At 69.4% G+C, this 16,994-nt stretch carries 19 protein-coding genes and 2 pseudogenes; 10 read left to right on the plus strand and 11 right to left on the minus strand.

Annotation, left to right across the window (positions count from 1 at the left end):
* Nucleotides 1-26 precede the first annotated feature (26 nt).
* From ABZ807_RS22620 to ABZ807_RS22635, 4 genes are read right to left on the minus strand one after another with little or no spacing between them, the layout of a single operon-like run.
* The gene (locus ABZ807_RS22620; protein WP_357161286.1) at nucleotides 27-1,031 is read right to left on the minus strand and encodes an ABC transporter permease; all 1,005 of its coding nucleotides are present in this window, start codon (nucleotides 1,029-1,031) and stop codon (nucleotides 27-29) included.
* The gene (locus tag ABZ807_RS22625; protein ID WP_357161289.1) at nucleotides 1,028-2,053 is read right to left on the minus strand and encodes an ABC transporter permease; all 1,026 of its coding nucleotides are present in this window, start codon (nucleotides 2,051-2,053) and stop codon (nucleotides 1,028-1,030) included. The genes ABZ807_RS22620 and ABZ807_RS22625 overlap by 4 nt, the downstream gene beginning before the upstream one ends.
* Nucleotides 2,050-3,552 (minus strand): sugar ABC transporter ATP-binding protein, encoded by a 1,503-nt coding sequence (locus ABZ807_RS22630; RefSeq protein ID WP_357161292.1) that lies wholly within the window; start codon nucleotides 3,550-3,552, stop codon nucleotides 2,050-2,052. The genes ABZ807_RS22625 and ABZ807_RS22630 overlap by 4 nt, the downstream gene beginning before the upstream one ends.
* Nucleotides 3,549-4,676, minus strand: coding sequence for a Gfo/Idh/MocA family oxidoreductase (locus ABZ807_RS22635; RefSeq protein ID WP_357161295.1), 1,128 nt, complete (start codon nucleotides 4,674-4,676; stop codon nucleotides 3,549-3,551). The genes ABZ807_RS22630 and ABZ807_RS22635 overlap by 4 nt, the downstream gene beginning before the upstream one ends.
* 133 nt (nucleotides 4,677-4,809) lie before the next feature.
* Between ABZ807_RS22635 and ABZ807_RS22640 the strand changes: the two genes are divergently transcribed.
* Nucleotides 4,810-5,982 (plus strand): ROK family transcriptional regulator, encoded by a 1,173-nt coding sequence (locus ABZ807_RS22640; RefSeq protein ID WP_357161297.1) that lies wholly within the window; start codon nucleotides 4,810-4,812, stop codon nucleotides 5,980-5,982.
* Nucleotides 5,983-6,032: 50 nt separating this feature from the next.
* Here ABZ807_RS22640 and ABZ807_RS22645 read toward each other — a convergent pair whose 3' ends face one another.
* Nucleotides 6,033-6,818 carry a nucleotidyltransferase domain-containing protein gene (locus ABZ807_RS22645; RefSeq protein WP_357161299.1) on the minus strand — a complete coding sequence of 262 codons (786 nt, stop codon included), beginning with the start codon at nucleotides 6,816-6,818 and terminating at the stop codon, nucleotides 6,033-6,035.
* A 128-nt stretch (nucleotides 6,819-6,946) separates the two neighbouring features.
* Nucleotides 6,947-7,354 carry an MmcQ/YjbR family DNA-binding protein gene (locus ABZ807_RS22650; RefSeq protein WP_357161302.1) on the minus strand — a complete coding sequence of 136 codons (408 nt, stop codon included), beginning with the start codon at nucleotides 7,352-7,354 and terminating at the stop codon, nucleotides 6,947-6,949.
* Between the two features lie 272 nt (nucleotides 7,355-7,626).
* Here ABZ807_RS22650 and ABZ807_RS22655 point away from each other — a divergent pair, with 272 nt between their 5' ends.
* The 3 genes from ABZ807_RS22655 to ABZ807_RS22665 are packed head-to-tail and all read left to right on the plus strand — an operon-like array spanning nucleotide 7,627 to nucleotide 10,063.
* On the plus strand, nucleotides 7,627-8,544 hold the full coding sequence (locus ABZ807_RS22655; RefSeq protein WP_357161305.1) for an NAD(P)-dependent oxidoreductase: 918 nt from the start codon (nucleotides 7,627-7,629) through the stop codon (nucleotides 8,542-8,544).
* Nucleotides 8,541-9,506, plus strand: a complete 966-nt coding sequence (locus ABZ807_RS22660; RefSeq protein WP_357161308.1) for an RNA polymerase sigma-70 factor — start codon at nucleotides 8,541-8,543, stop codon at nucleotides 9,504-9,506. Before ABZ807_RS22655 ends, ABZ807_RS22660 begins: the two co-directional genes overlap by 4 nt.
* A gap of 29 nt (nucleotides 9,507-9,535) precedes the next feature.
* Entirely contained in the window at nucleotides 9,536-10,063 is a 528-nt protein-coding gene (locus tag ABZ807_RS22665) for a GNAT family N-acetyltransferase (protein WP_357161311.1), read from the plus strand.
* A gap of 127 nt (nucleotides 10,064-10,190) precedes the next feature.
* On the opposite strand, the gene ABZ807_RS22670 is transcribed toward ABZ807_RS22665, so the two are convergent.
* Nucleotides 10,191-10,649 carry an Lrp/AsnC family transcriptional regulator gene (locus ABZ807_RS22670; protein ID WP_357161314.1) on the minus strand — a complete coding sequence of 153 codons (459 nt, stop codon included), beginning with the start codon at nucleotides 10,647-10,649 and terminating at the stop codon, nucleotides 10,191-10,193.
* A 100-nt stretch (nucleotides 10,650-10,749) separates the two neighbouring features.
* Between ABZ807_RS22670 and ABZ807_RS22675 the strand changes: the two genes are divergently transcribed.
* Entirely contained in the window at nucleotides 10,750-11,682 is a 933-nt protein-coding gene (locus ABZ807_RS22675; protein WP_357161317.1) for an SMP-30/gluconolactonase/LRE family protein, read from the plus strand.
* Nucleotides 11,683-11,885: 203 nt separating this feature from the next.
* Here ABZ807_RS22675 and ABZ807_RS22680 read toward each other — a convergent pair whose 3' ends face one another.
* Nucleotides 11,886-12,029: a hypothetical protein gene (locus tag ABZ807_RS22680; RefSeq protein WP_357161319.1), complete on the minus strand. Its 144-nt coding sequence runs from the start codon at nucleotides 12,027-12,029 to the stop codon at nucleotides 11,886-11,888.
* Nucleotides 12,030-12,242: 213 nt separating this feature from the next.
* Here ABZ807_RS22680 and ABZ807_RS22685 point away from each other — a divergent pair, with 213 nt between their 5' ends.
* Nucleotides 12,243-12,635 (plus strand): VOC family protein, encoded by a 393-nt coding sequence (locus ABZ807_RS22685; RefSeq protein ID WP_357161322.1) that lies wholly within the window; start codon nucleotides 12,243-12,245, stop codon nucleotides 12,633-12,635.
* Between the two features lie 237 nt (nucleotides 12,636-12,872).
* Here the strand turns inward: ABZ807_RS22685 and ABZ807_RS22690 are convergent.
* A pseudogene (locus ABZ807_RS22690) lies at nucleotides 12,873-13,172 on the minus strand (HAD-IA family hydrolase); the annotation flags it as partial.
* Between the two features lie 80 nt (nucleotides 13,173-13,252).
* On the opposite strand from ABZ807_RS22690, the gene ABZ807_RS22695 reads away from it, so the two are divergent.
* Nucleotides 13,253-13,396 (plus strand): hypothetical protein, encoded by a 144-nt coding sequence (locus tag ABZ807_RS22695; protein ID WP_357161325.1) that lies wholly within the window; start codon nucleotides 13,253-13,255, stop codon nucleotides 13,394-13,396.
* Between the two features lie 57 nt (nucleotides 13,397-13,453).
* Here the strand turns inward: ABZ807_RS22695 and ABZ807_RS22700 are convergent.
* Both ABZ807_RS22700 and ABZ807_RS22705 read right to left on the minus strand, forming a co-directional pair.
* Nucleotides 13,454-13,752: pseudogene (locus ABZ807_RS22700) on the minus strand (cyclic-phosphate processing receiver domain-containing protein); the annotation flags it as partial.
* Nucleotides 13,753-13,843: 91 nt separating this feature from the next.
* Nucleotides 13,844-14,335 carry a helix-turn-helix domain-containing protein gene (locus ABZ807_RS22705; RefSeq protein ID WP_357161328.1) on the minus strand — a complete coding sequence of 164 codons (492 nt, stop codon included), beginning with the start codon at nucleotides 14,333-14,335 and terminating at the stop codon, nucleotides 13,844-13,846.
* 73 nt (nucleotides 14,336-14,408) lie between these two features.
* Between ABZ807_RS22705 and ABZ807_RS22710 the strand changes: the two genes are divergently transcribed.
* The 3 genes from ABZ807_RS22710 (at nucleotide 14,409) to ABZ807_RS22720 (ending at nucleotide 16,988) form a co-directional block, all read left to right on the plus strand.
* Nucleotides 14,409-14,996, plus strand: coding sequence for a dihydrofolate reductase family protein (locus ABZ807_RS22710; protein ID WP_357161331.1), 588 nt, complete (start codon nucleotides 14,409-14,411; stop codon nucleotides 14,994-14,996).
* Nucleotides 14,990-15,805 carry an MBL fold metallo-hydrolase gene (locus ABZ807_RS22715; RefSeq protein ID WP_357161334.1) on the plus strand — a complete coding sequence of 272 codons (816 nt, stop codon included), beginning with the start codon at nucleotides 14,990-14,992 and terminating at the stop codon, nucleotides 15,803-15,805. Before ABZ807_RS22710 ends, ABZ807_RS22715 begins: the two co-directional genes overlap by 7 nt.
* A gap of 865 nt (nucleotides 15,806-16,670) precedes the next feature.
* Entirely contained in the window at nucleotides 16,671-16,988 is a 318-nt protein-coding gene (locus tag ABZ807_RS22720; RefSeq protein ID WP_357161337.1) for a hypothetical protein, read from the plus strand.
* Nucleotides 16,989-16,994: the final 6 nt, after the last annotated feature.

The raw sequence follows: 16,994 nt of genomic DNA on the forward strand, positions 1-16,994 counted from the left end.
TGATCTCCTTACTAACCTCGGGGACTTCAGGAGGAGGCGGTTTGCGCGGGTCGCGCGTTCCGCTGTCTCGGCCACAACCGCAGCCGCACACCGCCGCCGAGGGAGGCGTAGGCGACGGCGGCGATGATGATCACGCCCTGCACGGCCGACTCGAGGGCGCCACTCACGCCGAGCAGGTTCAGCAGGGTGAACAGGGCCTCCAGGGACAGTGCGCCGGCGGCGGCCGCGACCACCGACCCGCGCCCGCCGCCAAGTAGCACGCCGCCCAGCACGACGGCAGTGATCGCCCGGAACTCCAGGCCGTTGCCGACCTGCGCCGAGACGCCGGCGAACCCGCCAAGCAGGATCGCGGCGACCGCGGCGAGCAGTCCGGAGAGGACGAACGCGAGCAGCCGGAGCCGGTCGACCTGGCCGCCGGACAGCCGCACGGCGGCCTCGTTGTCGCCGACCGCGACCAGCGCCCGGCCGGTGCCGCCGCGCATGAACAGCGCCGCGGCCACCAGGATCGCCAGCAGGATGAGCACCGACCACGGGACCTCGCCGAGCACCGGGACATCCACGGCGCCGCGCCCGAACATCCGGAACCCGGCGGACAGCGCCCCGCGTGGGGCACCACCGGTCCACAGGAAGATCGCGCCGTCGAGCACGAGCAGCATGCCGAGCGTAACGATGAACGACGGCACCAGGAGTTTCGTCGTGATCAGCCCGTTGACCAGGCCGACCAGCAGGCCGAACCCGAGCACGAGCAGGATCACCCCCGCCGTTGCGGACTCATCCCCGTCGATAAGCCGGGCCGCGATGACCACCCCGGCGGTCACCAGCGCGCCAACCGACAGGTCGAACCCGCCGGAGACGATGACGAAGTACTGCCCGATCGCGAGGATCATCAGCGGCGCGGCACGCTTGAGCAGCGCCAGGTAGCCGGACGGCTCGTCGTAGGCCGGGCCGGCGATCGCGAGGCCGATGAGCAGCAGAAGTAGGACGACGAGCACCGGCGCGGTGCCCTCGGCCAGGCGGGGACGCCAGGTCATGTCAACCTCCCGCGGGCGCGGTTGGCGGTCATGCGCCGGGCGTAGAGCGCGACCGCGGTGACGAGTACGATCCCGCGCACCACGTCCTTGAAGAACGAGTCGACCTCGAGGTCGTCGAAGATCGTGTCCAGGGTGGCGAGAATGAGGACGCCGCCGATGGTGCCGACGATGCCGCCCCGGCCGCCGGCGAGCAGCGTCCCGCCGAGCACGACGGCGGCGATCGACTCCAGGTCGTACCCGGCGTCGGTGCCGACGTACGGGGCGCCCGAGCCGAGCCGGCTGGCGAGGTAGATCCCGGTGAGGCCGGCGGCGAGCGAGCACAGCACGTGCGCGGTGATGATGACCCGGCGGGTCGGCACCCCGGACAGCCGTGCCACCTCGATGTCGCCGCCGACGGCGTACATGTGGTAGCCGGAGCGGGTCCGTGACAGGTACCACCAGGACAGCGCGGCGACGGCCAGCATGAGCAGGGCTGCGATCGGCACCGGGCCGATCCGGTCGTAGCCGAGGTGCTGGAAGCCGCGCGGTACGTCGCCGGCCGGGCCGGTGTAGTTGTCCTCGAGGTAGCCGCGCAGGATCAGCGCCACGCCGAGCGTCGCGATGAACGCGTTGGCCTTGAGGACGGTGATGACCAGCCCGTTGACCAGACCCACGCCGGCGGCCACGGCGAGCGCGAGTAGCAGGCCGGGCACGACCATGCCGTCCCGCCCGGCCATCGTCTCCGCCGCGAGCAGCGAGGTGAGGCCGACCAGGTAGGCGACGGACAGGTCGAGGGACCCGGTGAGGATCACCATCGTCTGCCCTATTGCGACGATGCCGAGTGCGGTGGCCCGGGTGAGGATGTTGAGGATGCCGCCCTGGTCGAGCAGGACCTCGCCGCGCAGCCCGACGAGCACGCTGCCGACGACAAGCAGGGCGACGAGTGCGATGTAGATGATGACGGCCGGAGTGAACGGCCGGCGCACCGTCGGCCGCGTGGCCTTCTGCTTGACCGGTAAGGTGTTCTCCTGAAGAGTGCTCACGCCACCTCACCGATCCCGTGCCCGGTGGCCAGCGCCATCACGGCCCCCTCGCTCGCGCCGGCAGGCAGCTCACCGGCCGGCGCACCGTCGTGCATGACAAGGATCCGGTCGCTCATTCCGATCAGCTCGGGGAGCTCGGAGGAGATCATCAGCACCGCCACCCCGCGCTTCGCGAGATCGCGCAGTAGCTCGTGCACGGCCCGCTTCGCGCCGACGTCGATGCCGCGCGTCGGCTCGTCAACGACCAGCACCCTCGGCTCGACCGCCAGCCACTTGGCGAGGACGACCTTCTGCTGGTTGCCGCCGGACAGGAAGCGCACCTCCTGGTGCTCGCCGCGGGCCACCACGGTCACCACGTCGAGCAACGCCGGCACGTCCGACCTCGCGCGGGAGCGCGCGCCACGCAGCGCGGCACGGCGCACCAGCAACGTGTTGTCGCGCACGGACTGGCGAAGTGCCAGCCCATCCCCCTTGCGGTCCTCGGTGACCAGCGCGATCCCGAGCCGCACCGCGGTGCGGGGCCGGGTCACCCGCTGTGTCACCCCGTCCACCTCCAACAAGCCGCGGGTGAACGGCTCGACGCCGAACACCGCGCGCGCGACCGCCGATCGGCCAGACCCTTGCAGCCCGGCCAGCCCGACGATCTCCCCGGCGCGCACCTCGAGGTTCAGGTCGCTGACGCGGTCGTTGCCGGCGCCGCGCAAGGCGAGGCGGACCGGCCCGAGGTCGTCGGGGACCGCCCGGTCCGGGTAGTACTCGCCCAGGTCACGGCCCACCATGTGCCGGACGAGGTCCTCCGAGGTCAGCTCGCCCGTCGGGGCGCAGGTGACGAACCGGCCGTCCTTGAGCACGGTGATCCGGTCGGAGAGGTCAAACACCTCGCGCATGCGGTGCGAGACGTAGAGAATCGCGATGCCCCGCTCGCGCAGCCGGCGCACCAGGTCGTACAGCAGCTCGACCTCGTGATCAGCGAGCGCGGCGGTCGGCTCGTCCATGCCCAGCACCCGAGCGTCGGTCGACAGCGCCTTGACAATCTCCACGACCTGCCGCTGGGCGACCGACAGCGACGACACGGCGTCGGCCGGATCGATCCCGTCCTCGCCGAGCCAGTCCAGCAGGTCGCGGGTGTCGGCCACCATGCGCCGCCGGTCGACCTGCATCCGCCGCACGGGCTCGCGGCCGAGGTAGACGTTCTCGGCGACGCTGCGGTGCGGCAGCAGGGTGAACTCCTGGTGGATGATCGCGATGCCGGCCCGCTGCGCGTCAGTGGGGCTGGCGAAGGACACTTCGGCGCCGTCGACCTCGATGGTGCCGCCGTCTGGCCGGTGCACCCCGGCCAGCACCTTGAGCAGCGTGGACTTGCCCGCGCCGTTCTCGCCCATCACCGCGTGCACCTCGCCGCCCCGCAGCTCCAGGTCCACACCGCGCAGCACCGGCACGCCGAGGAAGGACTTGCTGATCCCGGTCAGCCGCACACTCGTCGTTATGCCGGGCGTCATGCCGGCACCTCTGTCCACGCTCCGTCCGCGGCCGCGGAGGCCAGCACCGCGTCGGTGATCCGGACGGCACGCAGGCCATCCGCGAACGTGGGCAGGCCGTCCGGGACACCCTCACCGCGCACCGCTCGATAGGTGTCGGCGACGAACGCGTCGAAGCAGTCCTGGTAGCCCTGCGCGTGCCCGGCGGGCAGCCGGACGTAGCGGGCGGCGGAGGGGTGCAGCGTTCCGGGGTCACGCAGCAGCGTCTGGCCGCCCTCGCGCCGGCCGACCCACAGCCGCTCCGGGTCCTCCTGGTCGAAGCCGAAGCTCGCCTCGGTGCCGGAGAGCTCCAGGTGCAGCCGGTTCTTGCGACCTGCGGCGACCTGCGACACCACCAGCGTGCCAACCATGCCGGTGGCGGTGGTGAAGTGGACGCCGGCCAGGTCCTCGGTGGGCTTCCCGTTCCTGCGGGCGCGCTCGTGCACGACCGCGGTGCGCGCAGACAGGCGGGCGATCCGGTCGCCCGTAACAAACTCGAACAGGTCGCACCAGTGCGAGCCGATGTCGGCGAACGCCCGCGACGGCCCGCCGAGCACGGCGTCGACCCGCCAGTCGTCGTCGGACGGGCGGGACAGCCAGTCCTGAAGGTAGCCGCCGGCCACGCTGGCGACGACGCCCGCCTCGCCCGCGGCCAGCCGGGCCCGCAACTCGCGCACCATCGGGTGGAAGCGGTAGACGAACGGCACCGTGGCCACCCGATCGCCGGCCGCCTCCACCAGCGCCACGGCCTCGGCGCTCCCCGTGGCGAGCGGCTTTTCGCAGATGATGTGCACGCCGGCGGCGAGCGCGGCGGCGGCGACGGGGGCGTGCGACGCGTTGGGCGTGCACACATGCAGCACGTCGACCTCGGCGTCGTCGAGCAGGGTCGCCAGGTCCGGGTAGCCCTCGTCCGCGCCGACCGCGCGAGCCGCGGCGGCGGCGCCCTCGGGGCGCGACGCCACCGCGGCCACGACGCTCGCCCCGGCGCGCCGGGCCGCCTCCGCGTGCACCTGCCCCATGAACCCCGCGCCTACAACCGCCACGCGCAGCGTCTGCTGCTCGGATTCGAGCCCACCAGACGCCGTTATTAGATCGGTCACAGACATGCGACGACGGTAACCCCGACTTACGGCGATGGTCAACCAAAAGCTGCCTCGGCGTCCCCGGTACTGAGATGATCAACGTCTCAGATCGGACGTGTTGGCCGACGAAACGCGGCCGCTTCGCTTTAATTGAGGGATGAACCACGGGCAAAGCGCCGCCCCGACGTCGGCCGGCGAGCTGCTTCGACTGCTGCGCGACGGGCAGGCACGCACCCGTGCCGAGCTCGCGGCCGAGACCGGACTGGCCCGGTCGACCGTGCGCCTGCGTCTCGACGCGCTCATGGACGCCGGGCTGGTGACCGACTGGGGCACCGACGCCGTCACCGGCGGCCGGCCCGCGAGCAGGTTCGTGTTCAACACCCGCGCACGGGTGGTGCTGGCGGCCGCCGTCGGGGCCACCCAGGCCACCGTCGCCATCGCCGACCTGACCGGTGAGCCGCTGGCCATCGAGAGGCTCACGCTGGACGTCGCCGACGGCCCCGACACGGTGCTCGGCCTGCTCATCGACACCTGGCGACGGATGCGCGCCAACCACGGCCCCACCGCCCCCGTCGCCGGCGTCGGCATCGGGCTGCCCGGCCCGGTCGAGCACTCGACCGGCAAGCCGACCCACCCGCCGATCATGCCGGGCTGGAACGGATACGACGTGCCCGCGCGGATCGCCGCCGACTTCGCCGTGCCGGTCCTGGTGGACAACGAGGTCAACCTGATGGCGCTCGGGGAGCACGTCCGCTGCTTCCCCGACGAGGCGCACATGATCTTCGTCAAGGTCGCGACCGGCATCGGTGCCGGCCTGATCAGCAACGGCCAGCTGCACCGAGGCGACGTCGGCGCGGCCGGCGACCTCGGGCACATCCTGGCCCCGCACGCGGGCGACGTGCACTGCCGGTGCGGCAACAGCGGGTGCCTGGAGGCCGTGGCCAGCGGCCCCGCCATCGCCGCGAAGCTGCGCGCCGCCGGCCTCGACGCGACGAACAACGCCGACGTCGTGGCCCTTGTGCAGGCCGGCAGCCCGATCGCCGGCCAGGCCGTGCGGCAGGCCGGCCGGGACATCGGCGAGGTGCTGGCCGCCGGCGTCAGCCTGTTCAACCCGTCGCTGATCGTGGTTGGCGGGGCGCTCGCGCAGGCCGGCGAGATGCTGCTGGCGGGCGTGCGGGAGTCGATCTACCGTCGCTCGCTGCCGCTGGCCACCGAACGCCTGCGCATCGTCACCTCACAGGCCGGCGCGAACGCGGGCGTCGTCGGCGCCGCGGCGATGGTCGTCCAGCACGCCCTTTCCCCCACCTTGCTGGACCGCGAGCTGGCCTGAACCATGCGGGGCTGCGGGGCTACCCGACTGATGGCCGAGGCCCTTGCGGCTCAGGCGATCTGGTCGCCCCAGCGCTTCCAAGCGTCGTCAGTTACGGCCTCAATGCTGCGAGCGACTTCCCGCATGTCCACCCCGGTGAACGATTCCTTTTGACCGGCGCGCCACTGGACCGCCCGGTGGGCCAAGGATTCCCATTCGGAAAAGATCTCAGCAAGGTACGCTGCGGCGCCGGCCTTCGAGGTGACGTCCTCGTAGGCGAGCGTGTAGTGCAGCCGGGCTGGACCGAGGATGCACCACGCGACGTCGGAAGCATCCACTGGAGCGTCTGCGGATAGCTCGGCAACGGCCTGATGGATGCTCGGAACCGCTGGCTTCCAATAGTCACGAAGGTTCTCAAGGTTGTACCGGCGCAGCGCCGCCGAGTCGACGTGTACGCCGAGTTCGTCGACCTCCGGCCCGCGAACCCGGATGCCGTAGCGCTGCAGGGTCAGCCAGAGCACTGGAGTCAGTTCGCCGCACGGCTTGTCGATGCGGAGCTGGCCATCAACTACGAATGGAACCACCCGACGATCACCGAGGAACTCCTCGAACGTCGCCTGATCGAGGTACACGCCGTCCAGGTGCGGCTTGGCTGGCATGGCCTGGTGAACCTTTTCCAGCGCAGCGAGGTCACGCGGGCTCGCGACGCGTGATGTCACGATGACCGTATCGACGTCGCTGGCGTTGGGCACCCAGGCCCCGACTGCCGCCGAGCCCACGACGTAGAGCTTCGCGACGAAGCCCGGCAGCGCCTCGTCCACCGCTTGGAGGTACGCGTCCGTCAAGCCCTTGATCACCTGGGCACCGTATCAGCGGGCGCCAGCTGACCAAGCGCACTGATTTGCCGCAGGTCGTGCGCGTCGGTCGTCCGCGCGCCCGTCACTGTCCCTACCCATTTGGACCAACGGAGGAGCGCTACGTCGACCTACTGATCGGCTCCGCTCAGATCTGGGCTGAACGAATCGGTGCCGTCATTGAGGTCACCGACGAGCGAGTCCGGGGCACGCATGCGCCACGCGTCGGTGACGAGCTCCTTCAGGCGATCGGCGCTTACCTGCGTCAGCCGCAGCATGACCAGGGGCATCCCGTCATACGCGGGCGTGGTGAAGAAAACCCCGGGCTCGCCGAGGAGTAACGCCTGCTTCTCCGCTTCGTCGCCGACGTACAGCACCGCGATGTCGGTCCGGATGAGGCGCGACGTACCGGGTCTGCGCTCTGGGTAGGACCAGACGAATCCCTTGCCGGCGACCCGGAAGTCGAAGCCTTCACTGTCGATCTCGACCACGTGAGGCAGCGCCAGCGCCAGCTGACGGACGTCGTCGGCGTCAGCCATCGAGGTCGCTCCAGGACACCGCCCCCTGCATCCGTCCAGCCTAACCACCGCGCAGCTCCGCCTCCCGCAGGACCCGGCAGCGAGACGACCCGCCGGTAGCGACAAAGGCACCTGTCATCGACAAGCATCAATAACATTCATCGGCCGCCGTCCGGGCAGTGTTCCCCATCCCGGCGTGCTTCCCCAACCTTCCTCGCTCCCCATGTCACAGACGGCCGGGCTGTCTCGTCTCGGTTCCGGAGACACGCTCTGGAATCAGAAGGGTGATGGTCATGCGGGTGTTCGTGGCAGGCGGGGCCGGGGTCGTGGGGCGGCGGTTGGTCCCGCAGCTCGTGGCCCGGGGCCACCAGGTGACGGCTACGACGACGAGCGCGGCCAAGTTGGGTTTGCTGGAGCAGCTGGGCGCATCTGGGGTCGTGATGGACGGGCTGGATGCGGTGTCGGTCGGTGAGGCCGTGGCCGAGGCCCGGCCGGACGTGATCGTGCACCAGATGACCGCAATCGCCCCCAAGCCCGATATGAAGCACCCCGATCGGTGGTTCGCGACCACCAACCGGCTGCGCACCGAGGGGACGGATCACCTGCTGGCGGCGGCCGAGGCGAGCGGCATATCCCACTTCGTGGCGCAGAGCTACGCCAGCTGGAACGGCATCCGCGAGGGCGGATGGGTGAAGACCGAGGAGGACCCGCTGGACCCGGGTGCGACGAGCGCGCGCAAGGGGGCGGAGGCGATTCGCCACGTCGAGGACGTGGTCGTCAAGGCTGGTGGCGCGGTTCTGCGATACGGCTGGTTCTACGGGCCGGGTGCCACCGACGACCTGGTCGAGCCGGTGCGCAAGCGGCAGTTCCCGCTCGTCGGGGGCGGCACCGGCTACACCTCGTGGGTGCACTTGGACGACGCGGCGAGCGCTACCGTCCTGGCTGTGGAGCAGCAGGCGAGGGGCGTGTTCAACATCGTCGACGACGAACCGGCCCCGGTCAGCGAGTGGCTGCCTTATCTGGCTGCGTGCGCAGGGGCGAAGCGACCGATGCGGGTCCCCGAGTGGCTGGCCCGGCCGCTGGCCGGGGAATGGGCGGTGACGATGATGACCGAGGGGCGCGGCTTCTCCAACGCCAAGGCCAGGCGGGAACTCGGCTGGCGGCTGCGCTACCCCTCGTGGCGCCAGGGCTTCAAGGAAGAGCTGGCGTGACCCGGACCGAAGACTTCGAGGAGCTGCGACCTCTGCTGTTCGCGATCGCCTACCGGATCCTCGGCAGCGTGAGCGAGGCCGAGGACGCGGTCCAGGAGACCTGGCTGCGCTGGGAGGCCTCCCCGACACAGCCCGCGTCGACCAAGGCTTTCCTCTCGGCCGTGGTCACCCGGATCTCGATCGACGTCCTGCGGTCGGCCCGCCGCCGGCGGGAGGAGTACGTCGGGCCGTGGTTCCCCGAGCCGCTGCTGACCGACCCGTACGCCGACCCGGAGCGCTCGGCGGAGCTGGCCGACTCGGTGTCGATGGCAGCCTTGCTGCTGCTCGAGCGGCTCAGCCCGCTCGAACGCGCGGTCTTCGTGCTGCGGGAGGTGTTCGGGTTCGGCTTCGCGGACGTCGCGTCGACCGTGGGGCGCTCGGACGCGGCGTGCCGCCAGCTCGCGGCTCGGGCGCGCCGCCACATGGACGCGGGCCGGCCCCGGTTCGAGGCCGACCGAAGGGAGCGAGAAGAACTCGCCGAGCGATTCTTCGACGCCTTCAGGGAGGGAGACGTCGACGGGCTGCGGGAGTTGCTCGCCGCCGACGTTCAGATGGTCAGCGACAGCGGCGGCAAGGCCCCGCGATGGGGCAAGGGCGCCTTCGGCGCCGAGAACGTGGCCCGGGTGCTCGCCGCGATCGTCGCGCCGTTCGTCCGGATCGGCGGTGTCGTGGAGCCGCACGAGGTGAACGGCCAGCCGGGGGCGATCTTCCGTGACCGGGACGGCAAGGTCCTCAACACCTGGACACTCGACATTCTCGACGGGGGGATCCAGGCGATCCGCGCGGTGATCAACCCCGACAAGCTCGGGCACGTGGGCCCGGTGACCGACGCCTGGGCGGTCGTCCGCGAGGCGCAGCAGGCTCGCCGGCCCACCTACCTCGATCTCGTGTCACCCGGGAAGACTTCCTCACCGGACAGTTAGGCTCCGCCGCACAACGAGAAGTGGGTTCCATGATCTACCGCGTACGCCGCATAGCCTCCGGGGAATGGCGGGCGTTGAGAGCCATCCGGCTGGAGGCGCTTCGGGACTCACCGATCGCGTTCAGCAGCTCGCTCGCCGAGGCGGCCGCCTTCAGCAACACCGTCTGGCAGCAACAGGCGGCCCGCGAAGCCGACTCCGCCTCGTCGGCGACATTCGTTGCCATGGATGAAGCAGGCGACTGGGTGGGGATGGCTGCCGCCGCGCCGCTTGCGGAAGTCCCCGACCACGCCCACGTCTACGCGGTCTACGTCAGCCCGGCGCACCGCGGCCCGGCTGGACCTGCCGCTGCCCTGATGGCTACGGCGATCCGCTTCGCCCGCGACCACACCGACGCCGCGTGGCTGACGCTAGGCGTCCACGAGGACAACCTCCACGCCCGGGCCTTCTACCGCAAGCTCGGCTTCGCCGAGACCGGCAAGGTGGTGCCCTACGTCCTGAACCCGTCCCGGAAAGTGCACGTCATGGGCTACCAGCACTTCCGCAGCGCTCCGAGGTGACCGATTCCCATTGCCCGCACCGTTCGAGCGCGCCACCAGACCCCAAAGTCCAACCGGGGCACGACTCGAAGCCCGACGATGATCAAGCTTCTTCTATCCTCGCACCATATCGCCGCCCGAGGCGGGGTCAGCTGGAACCGTTGCCGCCCAGAAACATGGGCCGCTCGAAGAAGGTCTCCAGTACGACGATGGTCTGGGTGCCGGTGACGCCGCCGACGGCGAAGAGGCGGCGCAGCACGGCCTGCAGCTCCTCGGTGGTCGAGGTGCGGATCTTCACCAGCAACGACGCCGACCCGGCGATGATGTGCGCCTCCTGGATCTCGGGGATGTCCGCCAGCGCGTCGCGGGTCGGCGGGTCGCCCATCCAGGCGCCTGCCTGCAGCATGACGTAGGACAGCACGCCGCGGCCGGCCGCGGCTGGATCGACGTCGACGGTGGTACGCCGGATGACACCACGCTCGCGCAGCTTGCGCACCCGCTCATGGGCCGACCCAGCCGACAGCCCGACCGCCCGACCCAAGGACGCGTACGACTGCGTCGCGTCGACCTGCAACTGCGCCAGCAAAGCCCGGTCGATGCTGTCCATACAACCCCAAGATGTGAAACGGGCAACATTGCCGTTGACCATATCAGATTTGGCAGGAGAGGCTTCTCGTCGAACATCATTCAAAGGCGAGGAGACTTCGGTGGCTGAGACCATCCCTGCCCAATTCCAGGTACTCGACGAGCGCTTCCGCTCTTGCGACGGCGACTTCGTCGTCGAACGCCTGCACACCGGCTCACGCAAATCGGAGGGCCCGGTGTACTTCCCAGCCGGGCGCTACCTCGTCTGGAGCGACATCCCCAACGACCGGCTCATACGCTGGGACGAAACCACCGGTGCCGTGGGTGTCTTCCGGCACTGCTCCGGGTACGCCAACGGCAACACCGTCGATCGCCAGGGCCGGCTCATCACCTGCGAGCAGGGCAACCGGCGGGTCACCCGCACCGAACACGACGGCACCATCACCGTGCTCGCCGACCGCTACGACGGCAGGCGCCTCAACAGCCCCAACGACGTCGTCGTACGCGCCGACGGCACGATCTGGTTCACCGACCCCAGCTACGGCATCGACGGCGACTACGAAGGCAACAAGGCCGACAGCGAGTTCGGTGACGCCTGCTACGTGTTCCGCCTCGACCCGACCACCGGCGACCTGCGCGTCGTCGCGGACGACTTCTGCCGCCCCAACGGTCTCGCCTTCTCCGCCGACGAGCAGCAGCTCTACATCGTCGACACCCGCCAGGAGCCCAGCCACATCCGCGTCTTCGACGTCACCGACGAGGGCACCCTGACCGGCGGGAAGATCTTCGCTGAGTGCGACTTCGGCCGCTTCGACGGCCTGCGTCTCGACGATGCCGGCCGGGTCTGGGCCGCGGCCTGGGACGGGGTGCACTGCTTCGACCCCGACGGCACCCTCATCGGCAAGCTGCTGCTGCCCGAGTCCGTCGCCAACCTCACCTTCGGCGGCCCCAAACGCAACCACCTGTTCATCACCGCCGCCACGAGCGTGTACACGCTGCGCGTCACCGTCAACGGCGCCCGTTATCCCGAGCCGACTGGCATTGACCCGCTCTGAAAAACAGGGTCGGTGTGGCGTCAGGCCCACACGCGATGGGCCGAGAGCAGCAGGAACGAGAAAAGCCCTGGTGGGAGATCGTGTCTCTCACCAGGGCTTTTTGCTTGGATGGACCGGATTGTGGCACAACCCGAACCGCATTCACACTGTTCGGAGCCGATCGTGACGCTACCGGCCGTGCGCCGACGCACCCCCTGACCGACTCAGTGCTCGCCACCCGCCGCAGCGCCGCCTGGCTGATTCGATCCGCGATCAGAATCGGCGCTGCGGTCCCGGTTGCCCAACCACCATTGGTAGATCATGGCGGCAAGCGTGGTGACAGCCTGCTGCTGATCCTCGGCCGACATCGCGCCGTCCTTGGTTCTCGAACTACCACAGAGGTTGTACGGTGCTTCGCTCCCGACAGGGTTAGGACAACGAGGGCCTCGGTCGTGGGGGACGATGTTGTTCAGTCTGACGCGGCCGGCTATACCGACTCCGCGGAGATTCCTATCGGCGCAGGTGCACTGACATGCCGAGAACAGTGCGTCGGCTTGGCTCGCCGGGGGTACCTTTCGGTGATGGCTGAAGTCAAGGTCAGACTCGACCACTGCGTGATCGCGGTGAGCGACTGGGATCGGTCGACAAGGTTCTATCGAAACGTCCTGGGAGCAGAGGTCGTTGACCGCCCTGACGGCCGAGCCGCTTACCGGTTCGGCGATCAGCAGCTCAACGTGCACGGAACGGGTTTGGACATCGGCGCACTGGTCGCGAGTCGGCCGGTTGCGCCCGGCGGGAGCGATCTCTGCTTCGTGTGGCCCGGCACCATCGAGGAGGCGCTGGCTCATCTCCGCCACCAACAGGTCGAGATTGAGGAAGGACCGATTGTTCGCTGGGGCGGGCGCGGGCGGGGCACGAGTGTTTACTTTCGAGACCCGGACGGTTCCCTCCTGGAACTGATTACTTACGCATAGCCAGCCCACGCAGGTCGTCAAGATGCATCCTCAAATGCCGCTGTCCGCGCGTTGGCCGCGCCCGGCGCATTGCGCTGGATGAGCGGACGTTCGGCGAACCGCTTGTCCACTCGGCGCGCGACGCTCGTTCTGGCCTTTCCGGCGGGCAATTCCCCGGCGACTCGGACCGGCCGGCGGACGCCGGATCATACTCGACTTCGCCCCTGCCGCAATGAAGGTTGTCGCAGGCGCACGCGCTCACACCTCGTCCAGCAGGGCCGGCAGTTTGCGCATATCGTCGAAGATCACCGTGTCGGGGCCTTCAAGCTGGCCTGCGGGGGTCAGCCCACCCGCGTAGCCGAGGCAGCGCATGCCGGCAGCGCGGGCCGCTTGCACGCCGTACCGGCTGTCCTCGACCACGATGCACGCCACAGGCGGGACACCCATCGTCGCCGCCGCGTGCAGAAACAAGTCGGGGGCGGGCTTGCCGCGGGCGACCTCGGTCGCGCTGAAGATACGGCCTTCAAAGCGTCGATACAAGCCAGTGCAGCCAGGAGAGACTAGCGGGGATCGGTGGGGCGGACCCTGCGGCGCTCACCTGTCCACCGAGGTGCCGGATCGCCGTCGCCACGGAGGTGGTGACCAAGCTGGGCAAGTCGGCCGCGTTGCGAGCCAGCACCACCGGCCGTTACACGACCAAGCCGATCGGGCACACTCATCTAGCCGCCGTCGGCGTGGAACGCTACGCGGCCATCCGCATCTGCCGCGAGGCGCTTGGTTGACGAAGCCTCTTGAGCGGCGTGCGGTCGCTGGTCACTGCCGGGTAGGCGGCGGGAGTCTCACCCGCCGCTTACCCGGCACTCTGTCGCAGTGGGGCTGCCGAGGTAGGCAACGGCCGCTGAGCCCGACTTGATGTGGACGCGGTAGTCCCATCGCCGGAGAGCGTGGCCCATCTTCGCGGCACCGACTGGGTTGGCGGAGTGGATGTTGATGACGCCGACATCAAACGGTCGGCCATCGAAGGCAGCGCGTTCCAGGACCTCGACAACCGGCCAGATCGTGTCGTCCTCGCAAGGTCATGATCAAGGCATAGCTCGTCCAGCCGCTGATGGCGGCACCGCTCGACTAGTACTGCAACGGCAGTAGGCGAATCGTCTTCGGGTTGGGTTCGTTGGTCTGGCTGCCACTAGCGACGACACGGCTACCCCTGACCAACTGCCGTTGCAGTACTAGTCGCGGCGTTCCTGCTCGGCGGCGTAGGCGGCGTTCAGGCGTTCGAGGGGGCCCGGGCCATCGTGGGGCTTCGGCAGGGCGTCGAGGTGGCGCACCCGGAGCTCGTCCATGAGCTCCTCGATGAACGCCGGGCCCGCGTCACGCATGATCCGCTGCCGGATCTGGAGCTCCTCGGTGCCCGGGCGCCAGTCGAGGCCCCAGTTGCCGAGCGCGTAGAGGACCGGAAGGGTCCGGATGCCAGCCTCGGTGAGGCTGTAGCGGGCGCGCTGCCCTCGCGCCGCAGTGCCGCGGGTGAGGATCCCCGCCTCGACGAGCCGCACGAGGCGGTCGGCGAGGATGTTCGAGGCGATGCCCTCGACCGACCCGGTGAGCAGCGCCCGGAAGTAGCGGCGGTCGCCGAAGATGACGTCGCGGAGCACGAGCAGCGCCCATCGGTCTCCGAGCACCTCGACGGCCGCGTTGATCGGACACCCGGACCGTGGTTCCACGACTCCTCCTTGACAGACACTTGGCCCCCAATATAGTAGTTGCAAATCGCAACCACTAGGGGAGGAGGGGATGATGGGCCGCTTCCTGTACTGGATGAACGTGTCCCTCGACCTGCGGATCGAGCAAGTTCCCGGGGACAACGGCGCCGGCGAGTGGCTGCGCATCGACGAGGAGCTGCACCGGGAGTTCAACGCGCGGGCGCGAACGCTCGCGGGCATGGTCCAGGGCCGGGTCATCTACGAGACGATGGAGGAGTACTGGCCACGGGCGCGCGAGGACGCGTCGCTGCCGGACTTCATGCGTGAGTACGGCGAGATCTGGACCTCCGCGCCCAAGGTGCTCGTCTCCCGCACCCGCAACAGCGCCGATCACGGCACCCGGATCATCGGCGGGGACGACGCGATCGAGCAACTGGCCGCCCTCAAGGCTGAGACCGACGGCACCCTCGGTGTGGGCGGCGCGGCGCTCGCCACGCAGGTGCTCCGGGCTGGGCTTCTCGACGAACTGCTGCTCTTCACCCACCCGGCGATCCTCGGCTTCGGCCGGCCGCTGTTCGATGACTGGGACATGCCGATCGAGCTCGACCTGCTCGAGCAGCGATCGTTCAAGCAGGGCGTCACGATGCACCACTACGCCATCCGGGAGGTGAGCTCGTGCTGAGGCAGGTCGCGGACGGCGTGCTGGTTCACGAGAGCGAATTCCTCCAGAGCAACACCACCGTCGTGCAAGGCCGCGCCGGCGTGTTGCTCATCGACCCCGGGTTGCAGGACCACGAACTGGTCTGCCTCGCGAACGACATGTCCGCATCGGGCCGGACCGTCGTGGCGGGCTTCTCGACGCATCCGGATTGGGATCACCTGCTCTGGCACGCACAGCTCGGCGAAGCGCCCCGTTACGGCACGGCCCGCTGCGCGGCCGCTGTCCGGGAACAGCTGTCCGACCCGGACGCGAAGGCCCACATCACCGAACACCTGGCCGAGACGGAAATCGCCGGGCAGGTCCCGCTGGACCTGTACGGCCTCATCACCGCCCTGCCCGCCGGGACGGCGCAGATTCCCTGGGACGGCCCGGGAGTCCGGATCATCGAACATCAAGCGCATGCGCCGGGCCACGCGGCGCTGCTCGTCGAGGAGCGCGGGGTTCTCGTCGCCGGCGACATGCTCTCCGACGTCCTGGTCCCGATGCTCGACCTGGACGGCGCCGCCGACCCGATCGAGGACTACCTCGCGGCGTTGCGGCTGCTGGAGAGCGTGGCGGCCGACATCGACGTCGTGGTCCCCGGCCACGGGTCGGTCGGCGGAGCCGGTCAGGTGCACGAGCGGATCGAGCGGGACCGGGCGTACGTGCTCGCCTTGCGTGACGGCCGCGAGCCCGGTGACCCGCGGATCGGCCCCTCGGCCAAACCCGGCTGGGAGTGGGTGAGCGATGTGCACCACGGGCAGGCCCAGGGCCTGGCCGCTGGTGACTAGGGTCTGTATCGAAGTCGGCCGGGCCCCCGAGCTGCAACGCTGTGGCGCAGTAGTCCGGCGGCGGTGACCTTGACGTGCCAACCACAGCCGGCGCCCGCCGGGCCGGTGTCTGGAGAATGAGGGCAATGCCCTTGGCCGACTCCGTCCGTCGAATCGCTGCAGTTCTTGGGCAGCTTGCGCCGCCGTTCGGGCCGCTGGAGCTGCCACCGCCGGTATCGCCAGATGAGTCACTCGACGACATCGCCCCCGGCTACGCCGAGTTCCTCCGCCTCGCCGACGGGGCTGCCTGTGGAAGCACCGGCGATATCCGCCTGTGGTCCGCAGCCTCCGTACGCCAGATGCCATGGACAGCTGATGACCTACCGGGCGGCAAAGTGCCGACGGTGCGCTATCGCGGACGTCCTGCAGAATCCCGTCCTCGTCGAGCGTGCCACCGGCGACGTGTGGTGGTTCTCCGACCTGAACATCGTCTGGCACACCGACGCTCAGCTTGCCAGTTTCGCCAAGGCGGCTGACGACGTTGCCGGGTTCATCGACCACCTCGTACTCGGACCTGGATACGTCCAGCACCTTTCGGGCGGGCGACACGACCCGTGGCTGCAGGCGCTGTCAAGCAGCGAGGCAGGCCAGCACGGCCGGCTCCGGCGGGCCTCGGCACCACCGCCGACTTCGACACAGGCCCTAGTTCCACTCCCGCTGCAATGGTACAGGCCACGTCCGCGCTGCGGCCATCAAAGAACGAGTGTAGATCGTCGATAAGGATAATCTGCCGCCGACCCCGCGCTCCGCGTCGCCCTGTCGAAGCTGATGAGCGTGCAATTGCGCCCAGCGGAGGACGCCTGGCCGGCCCGTGGACAATGTTCGGATGGAGTTGCGACCCGAGCTTTGCCCGCCAGTGGTCGGGCCACAACGCATCGCAGAGCTGTGTTCCGCCATCGAGGCCATCGCAAGGATGCTGGAGCGCGGCGAGTCGGCCAACGCAGCAATCGCCGGGTTCAGCGCCGAAACCGGCCATGACTACGCAGCCGATCACTTCCTCACCTACTGGAAGTCTCGCAACATCGAGGACTTCGCGCTTGAGGCCGCCCGACCCGCCACGGCCCCGGCGTTGTTCGGGAGTGTCCGGTTTGATCATGGTTTGTTAGATGCCGTAGACGGCGAAGACGTCGCTGCGGTCGTGTAGGTCGCG

This window comes from Micromonospora sp. NPDC047548, from assembly GCF_040642975.1.
In the GTDB taxonomy this organism is placed as follows: domain Bacteria; phylum Actinomycetota; class Actinomycetes; order Mycobacteriales; family Micromonosporaceae; genus Micromonospora.

What these genes read in the sequence shown, in the direction of transcription:
- ABZ807_RS22670 (WP_357161314.1), bottom strand. Translation starts at nt 10,649, where the DNA reads ATGGACAGCATCGACCGGGCTTTGCTGGCGCAGTTGCAGGTCGACGCG.
- ABZ807_RS22685 (WP_357161322.1), top strand. Translation starts at nt 12,243, where the DNA reads ATGGCTGAAGTCAAGGTCAGACTCGACCACTGCGTGATCGCGGTGAGC.
- ABZ807_RS22635 (WP_357161295.1), bottom strand. Translation starts at nt 4,676, where the DNA reads ATGTCTGTGACCGATCTAATAACGGCGTCTGGTGGGCTCGAATCCGAG.
- ABZ807_RS22655 (WP_357161305.1), top strand. Translation starts at nt 7,627, where the DNA reads ATGCGGGTGTTCGTGGCAGGCGGGGCCGGGGTCGTGGGGCGGCGGTTG.
- ABZ807_RS22710 (WP_357161331.1), top strand. Translation starts at nt 14,409, where the DNA reads ATGGGCCGCTTCCTGTACTGGATGAACGTGTCCCTCGACCTGCGGATC.
- ABZ807_RS22680 (WP_357161319.1), bottom strand. Translation starts at nt 12,029, where the DNA reads ATGTCGGCCGAGGATCAGCAGCAGGCTGTCACCACGCTTGCCGCCATG.
- ABZ807_RS22630 (WP_357161292.1), bottom strand. Translation starts at nt 3,552, where the DNA reads ATGACGCCCGGCATAACGACGAGTGTGCGGCTGACCGGGATCAGCAAG.
- ABZ807_RS22640 (WP_357161297.1), top strand. Translation starts at nt 4,810, where the DNA reads ATGAACCACGGGCAAAGCGCCGCCCCGACGTCGGCCGGCGAGCTGCTT.
- ABZ807_RS22620 (WP_357161286.1), bottom strand. Translation starts at nt 1,031, where the DNA reads ATGACCTGGCGTCCCCGCCTGGCCGAGGGCACCGCGCCGGTGCTCGTC.
- ABZ807_RS22720 (WP_357161337.1), top strand. Translation starts at nt 16,671, where the DNA reads ATGGAGTTGCGACCCGAGCTTTGCCCGCCAGTGGTCGGGCCACAACGC.
- ABZ807_RS22665 (WP_357161311.1), top strand. Translation starts at nt 9,536, where the DNA reads ATGATCTACCGCGTACGCCGCATAGCCTCCGGGGAATGGCGGGCGTTG.
- ABZ807_RS22650 (WP_357161302.1), bottom strand. Translation starts at nt 7,354, where the DNA reads ATGGCTGACGCCGACGACGTCCGTCAGCTGGCGCTGGCGCTGCCTCAC.